At 64.1% G+C, this 14,903-nt stretch carries 11 protein-coding genes; 5 read left to right on the top strand and 6 right to left on the bottom strand.

Annotation, left to right across the window (positions count from 1 at the left end; translation table 11 throughout):
- Positions 1–31: 31 nt before the first annotated feature.
- From pheA to mtnA, 4 genes are all read right to left on the bottom strand, one after another.
- Complete coding sequence (gene pheA / locus PVE35_RS09550; protein WP_268177905.1) at positions 32–1,126, bottom strand: prephenate dehydratase; 1,095 nt, start codon at positions 1,124–1,126, stop codon at positions 32–34.
- 1 nt (position 1,127) lies between these two features.
- On the bottom strand, positions 1,128–2,213 hold the full coding sequence (gene serC, locus PVE35_RS09545) for a 3-phosphoserine/phosphohydroxythreonine transaminase (RefSeq protein WP_268177906.1): 1,086 nt from the start codon (positions 2,211–2,213) through the stop codon (positions 1,128–1,130).
- 127 nt (positions 2,214–2,340) lie between these two features.
- Positions 2,341–5,109, bottom strand: coding sequence for a DNA gyrase subunit A (gyrA, locus tag PVE35_RS09540; RefSeq protein WP_277374482.1), 2,769 nt, complete (start codon positions 5,107–5,109; stop codon positions 2,341–2,343).
- Between the two features lie 222 nt (positions 5,110–5,331).
- Entirely contained in the window at positions 5,332–6,408 is a 1,077-nt protein-coding gene (gene mtnA, locus PVE35_RS09535; protein ID WP_277374481.1) for an S-methyl-5-thioribose-1-phosphate isomerase, read from the bottom strand.
- 153 nt (positions 6,409–6,561) lie between these two features.
- On the opposite strand from mtnA, the gene PVE35_RS09530 reads away from it, so the two are divergent.
- From PVE35_RS09530 to PVE35_RS09510, 5 genes are all read left to right on the top strand, one after another.
- Positions 6,562–7,917 (top strand): TRZ/ATZ family hydrolase, encoded by a 1,356-nt coding sequence (locus PVE35_RS09530; RefSeq protein ID WP_277374480.1) that lies wholly within the window; start codon positions 6,562–6,564, stop codon positions 7,915–7,917.
- Positions 7,918–8,011: 94 nt separating this feature from the next.
- Positions 8,012–8,710, top strand: a complete 699-nt coding sequence (gene ubiG / locus PVE35_RS09525) for a bifunctional 2-polyprenyl-6-hydroxyphenol methylase/3-demethylubiquinol 3-O-methyltransferase UbiG (protein ID WP_268177910.1) — start codon at positions 8,012–8,014, stop codon at positions 8,708–8,710.
- A 5-nt stretch (positions 8,711–8,715) separates the two neighbouring features.
- On the top strand, positions 8,716–9,387 hold the full coding sequence (gene mupP / locus PVE35_RS09520) for an N-acetylmuramic acid 6-phosphate phosphatase MupP (protein WP_277374479.1): 672 nt from the start codon (positions 8,716–8,718) through the stop codon (positions 9,385–9,387).
- A 91-nt stretch (positions 9,388–9,478) separates the two neighbouring features.
- Positions 9,479–10,219: a YciK family oxidoreductase gene (locus PVE35_RS09515; protein ID WP_268177912.1), complete on the top strand. Its 741-nt coding sequence runs from the start codon at positions 9,479–9,481 to the stop codon at positions 10,217–10,219.
- Positions 10,220–10,436: 217 nt separating this feature from the next.
- Positions 10,437–11,363, top strand: coding sequence for a GGDEF domain-containing protein (locus tag PVE35_RS09510; RefSeq protein ID WP_268177913.1), 927 nt, complete (start codon positions 10,437–10,439; stop codon positions 11,361–11,363).
- A gap of 77 nt (positions 11,364–11,440) precedes the next feature.
- Here PVE35_RS09510 and rluB read toward each other — a convergent pair whose 3' ends face one another.
- Together rluB and PVE35_RS09500 are read right to left on the bottom strand one after the other, a co-directional pair.
- On the bottom strand, positions 11,441–12,589 hold the full coding sequence (rluB, locus tag PVE35_RS09505; RefSeq protein WP_277374478.1) for a 23S rRNA pseudouridine(2605) synthase RluB: 1,149 nt from the start codon (positions 12,587–12,589) through the stop codon (positions 11,441–11,443).
- Between the two features lie 164 nt (positions 12,590–12,753).
- Complete coding sequence (locus PVE35_RS09500; RefSeq protein ID WP_277374477.1) at positions 12,754–14,898, bottom strand: 3-hydroxyacyl-CoA dehydrogenase NAD-binding domain-containing protein; 2,145 nt, start codon at positions 14,896–14,898, stop codon at positions 12,754–12,756.
- Between the last annotated feature and the right edge of the window lie 5 nt (positions 14,899–14,903).

Genomic DNA, 14,903 nt, shown 5'->3' with positions numbered 1-14,903 from the left:
CTCTTGCAGCTTGCGGCTTGACGCTTGCGGCTCAAAGTACCGCCTTCGGATAGGACCCCAGCACCTTCAGCGCCACAGCGTCTTGGGCAAGCTTCTCCAGCACGTCCTTGATCAACGGATCGCGATGGTGACCGACGAAGTCGATGAAGAACACGTAGGTCCACTTGCCGCTGCGCGACGGCCGCGTCTCGATGCGGGTCAGGTCGATACCGTTGTTGTGGAACGGTACCAGCAGCTCGTGCAGCGCGCCGGGCTTGTTGCGCATGGAGACGATGATCGAGGTCTTGTCGTCGCCGGTCGGCGGCACTTCCTGGTTGCCGATGATGAGAAAACGCGTGGAGTTGTCCGGGCGATCCTCGATCTTCTCCGCCAGTTTGCTCAGGCCATACAGGTTGGCCGCCATGTCGCCGGCGATGGCCGCGCTGTTCCACTCGCTCTTGACCCGCTTGGCCGCGTCGGCGTTGCTGGACACCGCCACGCGCTCGACGTTCGGGTAATGCGCGTCCAGCCACTTGCGGCACTGCGCCAGGGACTGGGCATGGGAATAGATGCGAGTGATCTTGTCGGTCTTGGTAGTTTCGCCCACCAGCAAGTGATGGTGGATGCGCAGTTCGACTTCGCCGCAGATCACCAGGTCATGCTCGAGGAAGCTGTCGAGTGTGTGGTTGATGGCACCCTCGGTGGAGTTTTCCACCGGCACCACACCGAAGTTCACCGCGCCGGCGGCCACTTCGCGGAACACTTCGTCGATGGCCGCCATCGGCACACTGATCACGGCATGGCCGAAATGCTTCATCGCCGCGGCCTGGCTGAAGGTGCCTTCCGGGCCGAGGTAGGCCACCTTGAGCGGATTCTCCAGGGCCAGACAGGAGGACATGATCTCGCGGAACAGCCGCGCCATTTCCTCGTTACCCAGCGGCCCCTGGTTACGCTCCATCACGCGCTTGAGCACCTGGGCTTCGCGCTCGGGACGATAGAACACCGGGGACTCGCCTTCCTTGAGTTCCTTCATCTTCACCCGCGCCACTTCTTCGGCGCAGCGGGCGCGATCACTGATCAGTTCGAGGATGCGCTCGTCCAGATTGTCGATGCGCACGCGCAGCGCCTGCAGCTCCTGCTCGGACATATCAACCGTGCTCCTTCTCGAACTCGGCCATGTAGGCCACCAGCGCCTCGACGGCATCCAGGCCGACGGCGTTGTAGATGGAAGCGCGCATGCCGCCGACCGAACGGTGTCCCTTGAGGTTGAGCAGGCCGCGCTCATCGGCACCGGCGAGGAAGACCTTGTCCAGCTTCTCGTCGGCCAGGCGGAACGGTACGTTCATCCAGGAACGGGCGTTATGGGCAATGGGGTTGCTGTAGAAATCGCTGCTGTCGATGGCCTTGTACAGCAGCTCCTTCTTGGCGCGGTTGACGCGCTCCATGGCCTCGACGCCACCCTGCTCCTTGAGCCACTGGAACACCAGGCCGGACAGGTACCAGGAATAGGTGGCCGGGGTGTTGTACATCGAGCCGTTGTCGGCCGAAACCTTGTAGTCGAGCATGGTCGGGCAGGCACTGCGGGCACGGCCAAGCAGGTCTTCGCGAACGATCACCACCACCAGACCACTGGGGCCGATGTTCTTCTGCGCACCGGCGTAGATCAGACCGAACTGCGACACGTCGATGGGGCGCGAGAGGATGTCCGAGGACATGTCCACCACCAGCGGGGTATCGCCGGTCTGCGGCACCCAGTCGAACTGCAGGCCGCCGATGGTTTCGTTACTGCAGTAATGCACGTAGGCGGCATCTTTCGACAGTTGCCAGTCGTTCTGTCCGGGAATGGCGAAGTAGTCGTGCGCCTTGGCACTGGCGGCCACGTTGATGGCGCCATAGCGACGCGCCTCTTCGATGGCCTTCTTCGACCAGATGCCGGTGTCGACGTAATCCGCCACGCCGTCTTCCGGCAGCAGGTTCAGCGGAATCTCGGCGAACTGCTGGCTGGCACCGCCCTGCAGGAACAACACCTTGTAGTCGTTGGGCACGGCGAGCAGATCGCGCAGGTCCTGTTCGGCCTGACTGGCGATGGCCACGTACTCGTCGCTGCGATGACTCATCTCCATCACCGACAGGCCCTTGCCCTGCCAGTCGAGCATCTCGGCCTGGGCGCGTTGCAGTACAGCGGTCGGCAGCGCGGCGGGGCCGGCGCAGAAGTTAAAAGCTCGCTTGCTCACGTCTGTCTCTCTCAGATTCACAGAACGCCACCACCAAGCAGTGGCATGTCCAAACTGTCTGCCGCACCCGTAGAAGGCGCTTTAGCGGCGACAGTCGCAGCTAAAACCCCTCCAACAGAACCCGACCTTACTCCTCGCCAGCTTCCTCGGCGTCAATGGCCGGTGCCTCGGCGCTTTCGGCGACTTCAACGCCCTCTTCACCTTCGACCAGCTCGTCTTCCTCTACCGGCGTCGGCTCCTGCACACGCTCCAGGCCCACCAGGGTCTCGTCCTTGGCCAGCTTGATCAGGGTCACACCCTGGGTGTTACGGCCGGAACTGGACACCTCGTCGACACGGGTACGCACCAGGGTGCCCTGGTCGGAAATCAGCATGATTTCCTCGCCGTCCTGCACCTGGATGGCACCGACCAGCTTGCCGTTACGCTCGCTGGTGACCATGGCGATCACGCCCTGGCCACCACGCCCGCGACGGGGGAACTTGCCCAGGCCGGTGCGCTTGCCGAAACCGCGCTCGGAGGCGGTCAGAATCTGTGCGCCGGACTCGGGAATCAGCATGGAGATCAGACGCTGATCCTTGCCCAGACGCATGCCACGCACACCGCGGGCGGTACGGCCCATGGTGCGCACCTTGCTCTCGGCGAAACGCAGCACCTTGCCAGCATCGGAGAACAGCATGACTTCCTTGGCGCCGTCGGTGATGGCAGCGGCGATCAGGGTGTCGCCCTCTTCCAGCTTCAGGGCGATCAGGCCGGCACTGCGCGGACGGCTGAACTGCACCAGCGGGGTCTTTTTCACGGTACCGAAGGCAGTGGCCATGAAGATGTAGGCACCGGTCGGCTCGGCCACCAGCTCGGGAGTTTCGCCCTCGACCTCCTCGACCTCTTCAGCCTCGACCACCTCGGTGGCCTCACCTTCGATCACCAGGCCTTCGTCGTCCAGATCCTCGTCGGCGCCCGCACTCTGCTGCAGGGCTTCAAGATCGATCTGCAGCATGGCAGTGATACGCTCGCCCTCGTCCAGCGGCAGCAGGTTGACCAGCGGGCGACCACGGGCGGTACGCGAGGCCTCGGGAATCTCGAAGGTACGCAGCCAGTACACCTTGCCCTTGCTGGAGAACAGCAGCAGGGTCGCGTGACTGTTGGCCACCAGCAGGTGTTCGACGTAGTCCTCGTCCTTCACCCCGGTGGCGGACTTGCCACGGCCACCGCGACGCTGCGCCTCATAGGCGGCCAGCGGCTGGCTCTTGGCATAGCCACCGTGGGAGATGGTGACGACGCGCTCTTCCTCGGTGATCAGATCGGCGATGGTCAGATCCTGACGCGAAGCGATGATCTCGGTACGGCGGGCATCGCCGAACTCGGCCTTGACCTTCTCCAGCTCCTCGCGGATGACTTCCATCAGGCGCTCGGGGCTGGTGAGAATGCGGATCAGCTCGCCGATCAGGCTGAGGATTTCCTGGTACTCGGCCAGCAGCTTCTCGTGCTCCAGGCCGGTCAGGCGGTGCAGGCGCAGCTCGAGGATGGCCTGGGCCTGCTCCGGCGACAGGTAGTACTTGCCGTCGCGCAGACCGTATTGTTCATCCAGCCCTTCCGGGCGGCAGGAATCAGCACCGGCGCGCTCGACCATGGCTTCCACCGCACTGGACTCCCAGGCGGTGGCGATCAAGCGTTCCTTGGCCTCGGCCGGGGTCGGCGAGCTCTTGATCAGCTCGATCACCGGGTCGATGTTGGACAGCGCGACGGCCTGGCCTTCGAGGATATGGCCACGCTCGCGCGCCTTGCGCAGTTCGTAGACGGTACGCCGGGTCACCACTTCGCGGCGGTGACGGACGAACACCTCGAGCATGTCCTTGAGGTTCATGGTCTTCGGCTGACCGTCGACCAGCGCCACCACGTTGATGCCGAACACGCTCTGCATCTGGGTCTGGGCGTACAGGTTGTTCAGCACCACGTCCGGCACTTCGCCGCGACGCAGTTCGATCACCACGCGCATGCCGTCCTTGTCGGACTCGTCACGCAGCTCGGTGATGCCTTCGATCTTCTTCTCTTTGACCAGCTCGGCGATCTTCTCGATCAGACGCGCCTTGTTGAGCTGGTACGGCAGCTCGGTCACCACCAGTTGCTGGCGACCGCCTACCTTGTCGATGTCCTCCACCTCGACCCGGGCGCGCACGTAGATGCGCCCACGGCCGGTGCGGTAGGCCTCGATGATGCCGGCGCGGCCGTTGATGATGCCGGCGGTGGGGAAATCCGGGCCGGGGATGTACTGCATCAGCTCATCGACGGTCAGCTCGGCGTTGTCCATCAGCGCCAGGCAGCCATCGATCACTTCGGAGAGGTTGTGCGGCGGGATGTTGGTGGCCATGCCCACGGCGATACCACTGGAGCCGTTGACCAGCAGGTTCGGTACCTTGGTCGGCATCACCGCCGGAATCTGCTCAGTGCCGTCGTAGTTGGGCACCCAATCGACGGTTTCCTTGTCCAGGTCGGCCAGCAGCTCATGAGCCAGCTTGGTCATGCGCACTTCGGTGTATCGCATGGCCGCGGCGTTGTCGCCGTCCACCGAACCGAAGTTGCCCTGGCCATCGACCAGCAGGTAGCGCAGAGAGAAATCCTGGGCCATGCGCACGATGGTGTCGTACACCGCGGTATCGCCGTGCGGGTGGTATTTACCGATCACGTCACCGACCACACGGGCGGATTTCTTGTAGGGCTTGTTCCAATCGTTGCCTAACTCGCTCATGGCATAGAGCACACGGCGGTGGACCGGCTTCAAGCCGTCGCGCGCATCCGGCAGCGCACGCCCGACGATCACGCTCATGGCGTAGTCGAGATAGGACTGTTTCAGCTCGTCTTCGATATTGACCGGGAGAATTTCTTTGGCCAGTTCGCCCATGAGAAGCCTGGTTCCTTTTTCTGGTGAAACTCCGCGTCATTCTTCCTGAACGCTACGAAGTTCGTCGGCATGGCGCCTGGCCATGACGACTCGCGATAAATCAACGGGTTATGCCGCGCTAAAGAGGCGCCGGGATCACTGCCGGCAGGCCCCATGAAAACTGCCGGAGCTTACCACAAAGCCCGCCCTGCACCTACCCCGCCACTGGCTGTGGCGGATGGCTCAGTGCAGGCGCTTGCGGCACATCAATTGCGCCAGTTTCTCGCTGTCCGGGCGCTCGACCACGCCCTTCTCGGTGACGATGTAGTCCACCAGATCCGCTGGCGTCACATCGAACACCGGGTTGCTCACCGCCACATCGGCGGCGATCGGCCGCCCGCCCAGCAGGCGCAGCTCATCGCCACTGCGCTCTTCGAGGGGGATGTCTTCGCCGCTTTCCAGCGCCATGTCGATGGTGGAGCTGGGCGCCACCACCATGAAGCGCACGCCGTGGTGCATGGCATTGACCGCAAGCTGATAGGTGCCGATCTTGTTGGCCACGTCGCCGTTGGCGGTGATGCGATCGGCGCCGACTATCACCCAGGACACGCCCTTGACCTTCATCAGGTGCGCGGCAGCGGCATCCACATTCAGGCTCACCGGCACGCCATCGCCGGCCAGCTCCCAGGCCGTCAGCCGCGCGCCCTGCAGCCAGGGCCGGGTTTCATCGACATAGACCCGTTCCACCAGCCCCTCCAGATGGGCCGCGCGAATCACCCCGAGCGCCGTGCCGAAGCCCCCTGTAGCCAGAGCGCCGGCATTGCAGTGGGTCATCAAGACCTGCTCGCTGCCCTGATGCTTGCGGATCAGTTCCATGCCCAGTTGCGCCATGGTCAGGTTGGCTTCGCGATCACTGGCGTGAATGCCCACCGCCTCGGCCTCGAGCTGCTCCAGTACACCCTGGTCGTCTTTCAGACGCTGCAGCCGCTCACGCATGCGCTGCAGCGCCCAGAACAGATTCACCGCCGTCGGGCGCGAAGCCGCCAGCCGCTGGAAGTCAGCCTCCAGCGCCTGACGCCAATCGCCACCCGCCGCCAGACAGGCCTGCGCACCGAGCACCACGCCATAGGCGGCGGCGATGCCAATGGCCGGCGCACCACGCACCACCATGTCGCGGATGGCCTGTGCCACCTCGGCAGCCGAATCGAAACGCAACCAGACCTGCTCCTGCGGCAACAGGCGCTGATCGAGCAGATAGAGCGCACCACCATGCCAATCGATTGCCTGAACCTTCTCTGCCGCCAGCAATTGCTCGCGCATCTGTTACCTCACCCTTGGCAATCGAAAACAGCTAAGTATACGCCGCCTGGCCAGCGCTCAGACAGCAAGCATCTGCATGCAGACGCTTCAAGCGCCTGATGTTCCTCTATAAACTGGCGCCCACCCATGCCCTCGATCCAAACGGATAGCCTGATGCCCTCAGCTCCACTCGATCTACTGCTTCTCCCCACCTGGCTGGTTCCGGTGGAGCCGGCTGGCGTCGTGCTGCGCGATCATGCCCTGGGCATCCGCGATGGCCAGATCGCCCTGCTCGCCCCGCGCGAGGAAGCCCTGCGCCAGGGCGCTCGGGAAGTACGCGAGCTGCCACACTGCCTGCTCGCCCCCGGCCTGATCAACGCCCACGGCCACGCGGCCATGAGCCTGCTGCGCGGCATTGCCGACGACCTGCCGTTGATGACCTGGCTGCACGAGCACATCTGGCCGGCCGAAGGCCAATGGGTCGACGAGGACTTCGTTCGTGACGGCACCGAGCTGGCCATTGCCGAGCAGATCAAAGTCGGCATCACCTGTTTCTCCGACATGTACTTCTACCCGCAGGTGGCCTGCCAATGCGTGCACGATGCCGGCGTGCGTGCGCAGATCAGCGTGCCGGTACTGGACTTTCCCGTGCCCGGCGCGCTCAACGCGGCAGAAGCGCTGCGCAAGGGCCTGCAACTGTTCGATGACCTCAAGCAACACCCACGCATCCGCATCGCCTTCGGCCCACACGCCCCTTATACGGTCAGCGACGACAAGCTCGAGGAAATACGCGTGCTGGCCGACGAACTGGATGCTGGCATCCAGATGCACGTGCACGAAACCGCCCAGGAAGTGGCCGAAGCCATGGCCAAGCAGGGCGAACGGCCGCTGGCACGCCTGGCGCGCCTGGGCCTGCTCGGGCCACGCTTCCAGGCCGTGCACATGACCCAGATCGACGACGAGGATCTGGCGCTGCTGGTGGAGCATAACTGCAGCGTGATCCACTGCCCGGAATCCAACCTCAAGCTGGCCAGCGGCTTCTGCCCGGTCGAGCGCCTGTGGCAGGCGGGCGTCAACGTCGCCATCGGCACCGACGGTGCGGCGAGCAACAACGACCTCGACCTGCTCGGCGAAACCCGCACGGCGGCCCTGCTGGCCAAGGCGGTGGCCGGTTCGGCCACCGCGCTGAACGCCCATAGCGCCTTGCGCATGGCCACGCTCAATGGCGCCCGCGCCCTCGGCCTGGAGGCACAGGTCGGCTCACTGGAAGTGGGCAAGCTGGCCGACGTGGTAGCCTTCGACCTTTCCGGACTGGCCCAGCAACCAATCTACGACCCGGTGTCGCAACTGATCTATGCCAGTGGCCGCGACTGTGTGAGGCACCTGTGGGTCGGCGGCAAGCAGCTCCTGGAAGACGGCCGCCTGACGCGCATGGACGAGACCGAGCTGATCGCCAGGGCCAGGGCCTGGGGAAGCCGGATCAGCGGTGCCAGCCGTCAAGCACATGACACCGACCCTGCGACAAACTGACATACATTGAACGAATTCGCGCCGCTCCATGCACACGCCTAAACTGGCAACATAGCGGCGATACGCTTTCCATGCTTTGAAAAAAGAGATGCTTATGAGCAACGTCGACCGCGCCGAAATCGCCAAATTCGAGGCCCTGGCTCACCGCTGGTGGGACAGGGAAAGCGAGTTCAAACCCCTGCACGACATCAACCCCTTGCGCGTCAACTGGATCGACGAGCGCGTCGGCCTGGCCGGCAAGCGTGTGCTGGACGTCGGCTGCGGTGGCGGCATCCTCAGCGAAGCCATGGCTCAGCGCGGCGCCAGCGTCACCGGCATCGACATGGGCGAAGCGCCGCTGTCGGTGGCCCAGTTGCACCAGTTGGAGTCCGGCGTCGAAGTCGAGTACCGGCAGATCACCGCCGAAGCCCTGGCCGAAGAAATGCCCGGCCAGTTCGACGTGGTCACCTGCCTGGAAATGCTCGAGCACGTGCCCGATCCGTCCTCGGTGATCCGCGCCTGCCACAAGCTGGTCAAACCTGGCGGCCAGGTGTTCTTCTCCACCATCAACCGCAACCCCAAGTCCTACCTGTTCGCAGTGATCGGCGCCGAGTACATCCTGCGCTTGCTGCCACGCGGCACCCACGACTTCAAGAAATTCATCCGCCCCTCCGAGCTCGGCGCCTGGAGCCGTGCCGCCGGGCTGGAGGTCAAGGACATCATCGGCCTGACCTACAACCCGCTGACCAAGCATTACAAACTGGCCGCCGACGTCGACGTCAACTACATGATCCAGACGCTGCGCGAGGAGTGAGACGCATGCGTTTGCAAGCGGTTCTTTTCGATATGGACGGCACGCTGCTCGATTCGGCACCGGACTTCATCGCCATCACCCAGGCCATGCGTGTCGCCCGTGGCCTGCCGCCGCTGCCGGACAAGGCCATTCGCGACCAGGTTTCCGGCGGTGCCCGCGCCATGGTCGCCTGCGCCTTCGACGAAGCGCCGGACTCGCCCGCCTTCGAGGCCCTGCGCCTGGAATTCCTCGAACGCTACCAAGAACACTGCGCGGTGCTGACCCGCCCGTTCGACGGCATCGAAGCCCTGCTCGCCGACATCGAACACGCGCGCCTGCCGTGGGGCGTGGCCACCAACAAACCGGTGCGCTACGCCGAGCCGATCATGCAGCGCCTGGGCCTGGCCGAGCGCTCGGTGGTGCTGGTCTGCCCGGATCACGTCGAGCAGAGCAAGCCGGCGCCGGACATGCTCCTGCTGGCCTGCCAAAAAATGGGCGTGAAACCCGAGGAAACCCTGTTCGTCGGCGACGATGCCCGCGATATCGACTCAGGCCGCGCGGCCGGCTGCCGCACGGTGGCAGTCACCTACGGCTATATCCACCCTGAAGACAACCCCCGCAACTGGGGCGCCGACGCGGTGGTCGACCACCCCTCGGAGCTACGCGCCATGCTCGATCGCGCCCTCTGTGGCTGCTAGCACAGCAGCGGCAGGCGGCCACCATTTCGTTTTCTGTTTTTTCTTGAAGCTTGCAGCTTGAGGCTTGCAGCTCTGCGAAGGAGATTTGTCCATGTACGACTACAGCGCCCGCCCCGACCTGCTCAAGGATCGGGTGATCCTGATCACCGGTGCCGGCCGCGGCATCGGGGCTGCGGCCGCGAAAAGCTTCGCGGCCCATGGCGCCACCGTGCTGCTGCTGGGCAAGACCGAAGCCAACCTGAGCCAGGTCTATGACGAGATCGAAGCCGCCGGCCATCCGCAGCCGGTGGTGATCCCCTTCAACCTGGAAACCGCCCTGCCGCATCAATACGACGAACTGGCGGTGATGATCGAGAACGAGTTCGGTCGCCTCGACGGCCTGCTGCACAACGCCTCCATCCTCGGCCCGCGCACGCCGCTGGAACAGCTTTCCGGCGACAACTTCATGCGGGTGATGCACGTCAACGTCAACGCCATGTTCATGCTCAGCAGCACCCTGCTGCCGCTGCTCAAGCTGTCGCAGGACGCCTCGGTGATCTTCACCTCCAGCAGCGTCGGTCGTAAGGGACGCGCCTACTGGGGTGCCTACGCGGTGTCCAAGTTCGCCACCGAAGGCCTGATGCAAGTGATGGCCGACGAGCTGGACGGCATCGCCAACGTACGCGCCAACAGCGTCAACCCCGGCGCCACGCGCACCTCCATGCGCGCCCAGGCCTACCCGGCGGAGAACCCGGCAAGCCGCCCCGAGCCGGAAGCGATCATGCCGCTCTATCTCTATCTGATGGGCCCGGACAGCCAGGGCGTCAATGGTCAGGCGCTGGATGCGCAATAGCTGCCAGCCCGGCCCAAGGCGGCGACAGCTTTCCGGCGCAAGCGGCATCAATTTGCCATCAACCTTTCTGCAAAGCCGGCAAATACTTGCCGGCAGGCCTCTTTAAAATCAAGCAAGCAACTGATTAATAAGGACTTTTAGATCACCACGAAACACCTGGCACGGAATTCGCTCTAACCTCTTCGTCGTCGCACTCTTGCGCCAGAGGTTCAGTCGTATGGCCCCCCCCCGCCGCCCCAACACCATTGATTTCGATGCAGCCAAACTGCAGCGTCTGGGCTTTTCCGGCAATCGCAACCTGCCGCTCAAACCCACCACGCTGGCCGAGCTGCGCCAGCAACTGAACCTGCAGCTACAAACCAGCCTGGAGATCGAGCGCATCCTCGAGCTGTTCTACCGTGAGGTGCAATCGCTGGTGCCAATCGACGCGATGGGGTTCCAGCATTCGTCGCACGATCTGCGCCTGGAGCTGGGCGAGCGTGCTCCGCATTCGGCGGGCTACCGCCTCAGCCATGACGGTGAGTACCTGGGCGAGCTGACCTTTCGCCGCCGTCAGCGCTTCGACGATGACGAACTGGCCCAGCTCGAGTCTTTGCTGGCCTGCCTGCTGTTCCCGCTGCGCAACGCCCTGCTCTACCGCACCGCCCTGCTAAGCGCCCTGCGCGACCCACTGACCAATACAGGCAACCGCATCGCCATGGATCAGGTGCTGCAACGCGAAGTCGACATGGCCAGGCGCAACCTGCATCCGCTGTCGCTGCTGATGCTGGATATCGACCACTTCAAGATGATCAACGACACTCACGGTCACGCTCAGGGTGACGAGGTGCTCAAGGCCGTCGCGCAGACGCTCAAGCAGCAACTGCGCAATGTCGACATGGTGTTCCGCTATGGCGGTGAGGAGTTCCTCATCATCCTCTCCAACACTGGCCGCGAGGCAGCCGCTCAGGTCGGCGAACGCCTGCGCTTCGCCGTGCTGGAACTGCAATGCCTGAATGCCGGCCAACCCATCGAAGTGTCCATCAGCCTCGGTTGCGCCAGCCTGCTGCCGGGTGAGTCCAGCGAGAGCCTGCTGCGCCGCGCTGACAACGCGCTCTATATCGCCAAGCGCGAAGGGCGTAACCGCTTGAGTATGGCGGGATAAGAGCAACCGCAAGCTACAAGCTACAAGCTACAAGCTACAAGCTACAAGCGATGACCCACTTGCAGCTTGTAGCTGCTCTATCGCTTACGCCCGAAGCCTGGACGCTGACCATCACCACCCGACGGGCGCTTGCCCGGCGACGAAGGGCGCGGTTTGCGCGCGGGGCGATCGGCCAACTCCACCGCTGGGCGCGGCTGACGCTTCTTCACATCGCCCGGGCGCTCGGCCACAGGAGTGCCACGTTCACGACGCTCGCCACCCTCCTGACGCGGGCCGCGAGACCCCCGCTGTTCGCCATCACGCTGACGCGCCGGCCGGCTCGCACGCTCGCCCTCGCCAGCCTCGTCCTTGGCAGGACGCAGCACGCGCTTGCCGCGCACTTCGGCCGGCTTGGCCGACTTGCGCTGCAGGCGGTCGAGCTTGTCGCGTACCTTTTCCTTCATCACCGGCAGCGCTTGCGGCGTCAGCCCCACTTCGGCGCTGAGGATGTCCACTTCGCGCTGATCCATCTCGCGCCAGCGGCCCATGGTGATGTCGGAGGTAAGGAACACCGGACCGAAACGCACACGCTTCAGCCGGCTGACCACCAGGCCCTGGGATTCCCAGAGACGACGCACCTCGCGGTTGCGCCCTTCCATCACCACGCAGTGATACCAGTGGTTAAGGCCATCGCCGCCCGGCGCTTCCTTGATATCGGTGAACTTGGCCGGGCCGTCCTCGAGCATCACGCCCTTTTTCAGGTTTTCCAGCATTTCCTCGGTGACTTCGCCGCGCACGCGCACGGCGTACTCGCGATCCATCTGGTAGGAGGGGTGCATCAGGCGGTTGGCCAGTTCACCGTCGGTGGTGAACAGCAGCAGGCCGGTGGTGTTGATGTCGAGACGGCCAATATTGATCCAGCGCCCCTCACGCGGGCGCGGCAGACGCTCGAAAACCGTGGAACGGCCTTCCGGGTCGTCACGGGTGCAGATCTCGCCGTCGGGCTTGTTGTAGATCAGTACGCGGCGCACCGAGGTGGCGACTTCTTCGCGCTTGAGCAAGCGGCCGTCGAGCACGATGGCGTCGCTGATCTCGACGCGCTGCCCCAGCCCGGCCACGGCGCCATTGACCTTGACGCGGCCCTCGCTGATCCAGGTCTCGATCTCGCGGCGCGAGCCCAGGCCCATGCGCGCCAGCACCTTCTGCAGTTTTTCCCCAGCCGGACGCTGGGTTTCGAGTTCGTTCATCTAAGGCACCTCCCGGTGTAATGATGGATGATCAAAAGGGCGCGAATCATACGCCCTGCAGAGAACTTAGGGTAGACGAATATGGGCTGCCGGCAGCAACCCGACCAGCGGCGCCAAGCCGGCGGCAGGGCTGCGATGCCCCTGCCGACCAGCCCTGCCAGATCTCAGAACGTCTCGCCCCTGGCCGCCTTATCCAGCAGCAGCGCCGGCGGCAGGAAGCGCTCGCCATACTGCTCGGCCAGGTACTGCGCGCGAGCCACGAAGTCCTTGACCCCGTACTGGTTGATGAACTGCAGCGCACCACCGGTCCAGGCGGCGAAACCGATGCCGAAGATCGAGCCGACGTTGGCATCGGCCACCGATTTCAGTACGCCCTCTTCCATGCAGCGCACCGTTTCGATGGCCTGGATGAACAGAATGCGGTCGCGCACATCCTCCTGAGCGATCTGCGCATCGGCCTTCTCGAAACGCGCCTTGAGCTCGGGCCACAGGTGTTTCTTGCCGCTGGCCGGATACTCATAGAAACCGGCCCCAGCCGCCTTGCCCGGACGCTTGTACTCACTCACCATCAGGTCGATGACGGCGAAGGCCGGGTGCTCAGGGATGGATTTGCCCTCGGCGGCCAGATCCGCGAGGGTTTGCTGACGGATATGGCTCATCAGGCTCATCGACACCTCGTCGCTGATCGCAAGCGGCCCGACCGGCATGCCGGCCTTGCGCGCCTCGTTCTCGATCAGCGCCGCGCTGACACCCTCGCCGAGCATGGCCAGGCCTTCGTTGGTGAAGGTGGCGAACACCCGTGAGGTGAAGAAGCCACGGCTGTCGTTGACCACGATGGGGGTCTTCTTGATCTGCATGACGTAGTCGAAGCCGCGCGCCAGCGTTTCATCCGAGGTCTTCTCGCCACGGATGATCTCCACCAGCGGCATCTTGTCCACCGGGCTGAAGAAATGCAGGCCGATGAAATTCTCCGGCTTGGCCACGGCAGTCGCCAGGCCGGTAATCGGCAACGTCGAGGTGTTGGAAGCGATCACCGCATCGCTCAGCGCAGCGGCTTCGGCGGCAGCGGTGACCTTGCCCTTGAGCGCGCGATCCTCGAACACCGCTTCGATGATCAGGTCGCAGCCGGCGAAATCAGCCTCGTTGTCGGTGGCCTTGATCAGCCCCAGGAAGGCCTCGCGCTGCGAGGCCGTCATATGGCCCTTGCTCACCTTCTTGTCCAGCAGCTTGGCCGAGTAGCCCTTGCCCTTCTCCGCCGCTTCGAGGGATACATCCTTGAGCACCACCTCGATACCGGCAGCCGCGGACACGTAGGCGATGCCTGCCCCCATCATGCCGGCACCAAGCACGCCGACCTTCTTCGTCTGGGTTTTCGCATAGCCCTGAGGGCGCGAGCCGCCAGCGTTGATCTCGTTGAGCTGAAACCAGAAGGTGCCGATCATGTTCTTCGCCACCTGGCCGCAGGTCAGCTCGGTGAAGTAACGCGCCTCGATGATCTGTGCGGTGTCGAAGTCCACCTGCGCGCCCTCGACGGCGGCGCACATGATCTTTTCCGGCGCCGGGAAGCAGCCCTTGGTCTTGTCGCGCAGCACGCTCGGCGCGATGGCCAGCATCTGCGCCACGTTCGGCGAACTCGGCGTGCCGCCGGGGATCTTGTAGCCCTGCACATCCCACGGCTGCTTGGCCGCCGGGTTGGCGGCGATCCAGGCACGCGCTTTGGCCAGCATCTCCTCACGGTCGCCGGCCAGATCGTGGATCAGGCCGGCCTTGAGCGCAGCGTCCGGGCGTACCTTCTTACCCTCGGCCAGGTACGGCAGGGCCTTTTCCAGGCCAAGCAGGCGCACCATGCGCACCACTCCGCCCCCCCCTGGCAGCAGGCCGAGGGTGACTTCCGGCAAGCCGAGCTGGACGTGGCTCTCGTTCAGGGCAATGCGGTGGTGGCAGGCCAGAGCGATTTCCCAGCCGCCACCCAGCGCCGCACCGTTGATGGCGGCGACCATCGGCTTGCCGAGGGTTTCCAGGCGGCGTAGCTGGCCCTTGACCTTGAGGATCATCGCGTAGAAACCCTGGGCCTCGGCCTGGGTGACCTTGATCAGTTCATTGAGGTCGCCGCCGGCGAAGAAGGTCTTCTTCGCCGAGGTGATGATCACCCCGGCAAGCGAATCCTTCTCGGCTTCCAGACGGTCGACGATCTGGCCCATGGCCTCGCGATACGCCGCGTTCATGGTATTGGCGCTCTGGCCGGGCATGTCCATGGTCAGGACGACGATATTGTCCTGGCCTTTTTCGTAACGGATGGCGTCAGTCATTTTTG

Origin of the sequence: Pseudomonas sp. AA-38, assembly GCF_029457475.1 — a bacterium.
Classification (GTDB): domain Bacteria; phylum Pseudomonadota; class Gammaproteobacteria; order Pseudomonadales; family Pseudomonadaceae; genus Aquipseudomonas.
Note: the sequence above shows the minus strand (reverse complement) of the source record. Positions and strands in the feature narration are given on the sequence as shown.

What these genes read in the sequence shown, in the direction of transcription:
- gyrA (WP_277374482.1), bottom strand. Translation starts at nt 5,109, where the DNA reads ATGGGCGAACTGGCCAAAGAAATTCTCCCGGTCAATATCGAAGACGAG.
- pheA (WP_268177905.1), bottom strand. Translation starts at nt 1,126, where the DNA reads ATGTCCGAGCAGGAGCTGCAGGCGCTGCGCGTGCGCATCGACAATCTG.
- PVE35_RS09510 (WP_268177913.1), top strand. Translation starts at nt 10,437, where the DNA reads ATGGCCCCCCCCCGCCGCCCCAACACCATTGATTTCGATGCAGCCAAA.
- rluB (WP_277374478.1), bottom strand. Translation starts at nt 12,589, where the DNA reads ATGAACGAACTCGAAACCCAGCGTCCGGCTGGGGAAAAACTGCAGAAG.
- mupP (WP_277374479.1), top strand. Translation starts at nt 8,716, where the DNA reads ATGCGTTTGCAAGCGGTTCTTTTCGATATGGACGGCACGCTGCTCGAT.
- ubiG (WP_268177910.1), top strand. Translation starts at nt 8,012, where the DNA reads ATGAGCAACGTCGACCGCGCCGAAATCGCCAAATTCGAGGCCCTGGCT.
- PVE35_RS09500 (WP_277374477.1), bottom strand. Translation starts at nt 14,898, where the DNA reads ATGACTGACGCCATCCGTTACGAAAAAGGCCAGGACAATATCGTCGTC.
- PVE35_RS09515 (WP_268177912.1), top strand. Translation starts at nt 9,479, where the DNA reads ATGTACGACTACAGCGCCCGCCCCGACCTGCTCAAGGATCGGGTGATC.
- PVE35_RS09530 (WP_277374480.1), top strand. Translation starts at nt 6,562, where the DNA reads ATGCCCTCAGCTCCACTCGATCTACTGCTTCTCCCCACCTGGCTGGTT.
- mtnA (WP_277374481.1), bottom strand. Translation starts at nt 6,408, where the DNA reads ATGCGCGAGCAATTGCTGGCGGCAGAGAAGGTTCAGGCAATCGATTGG.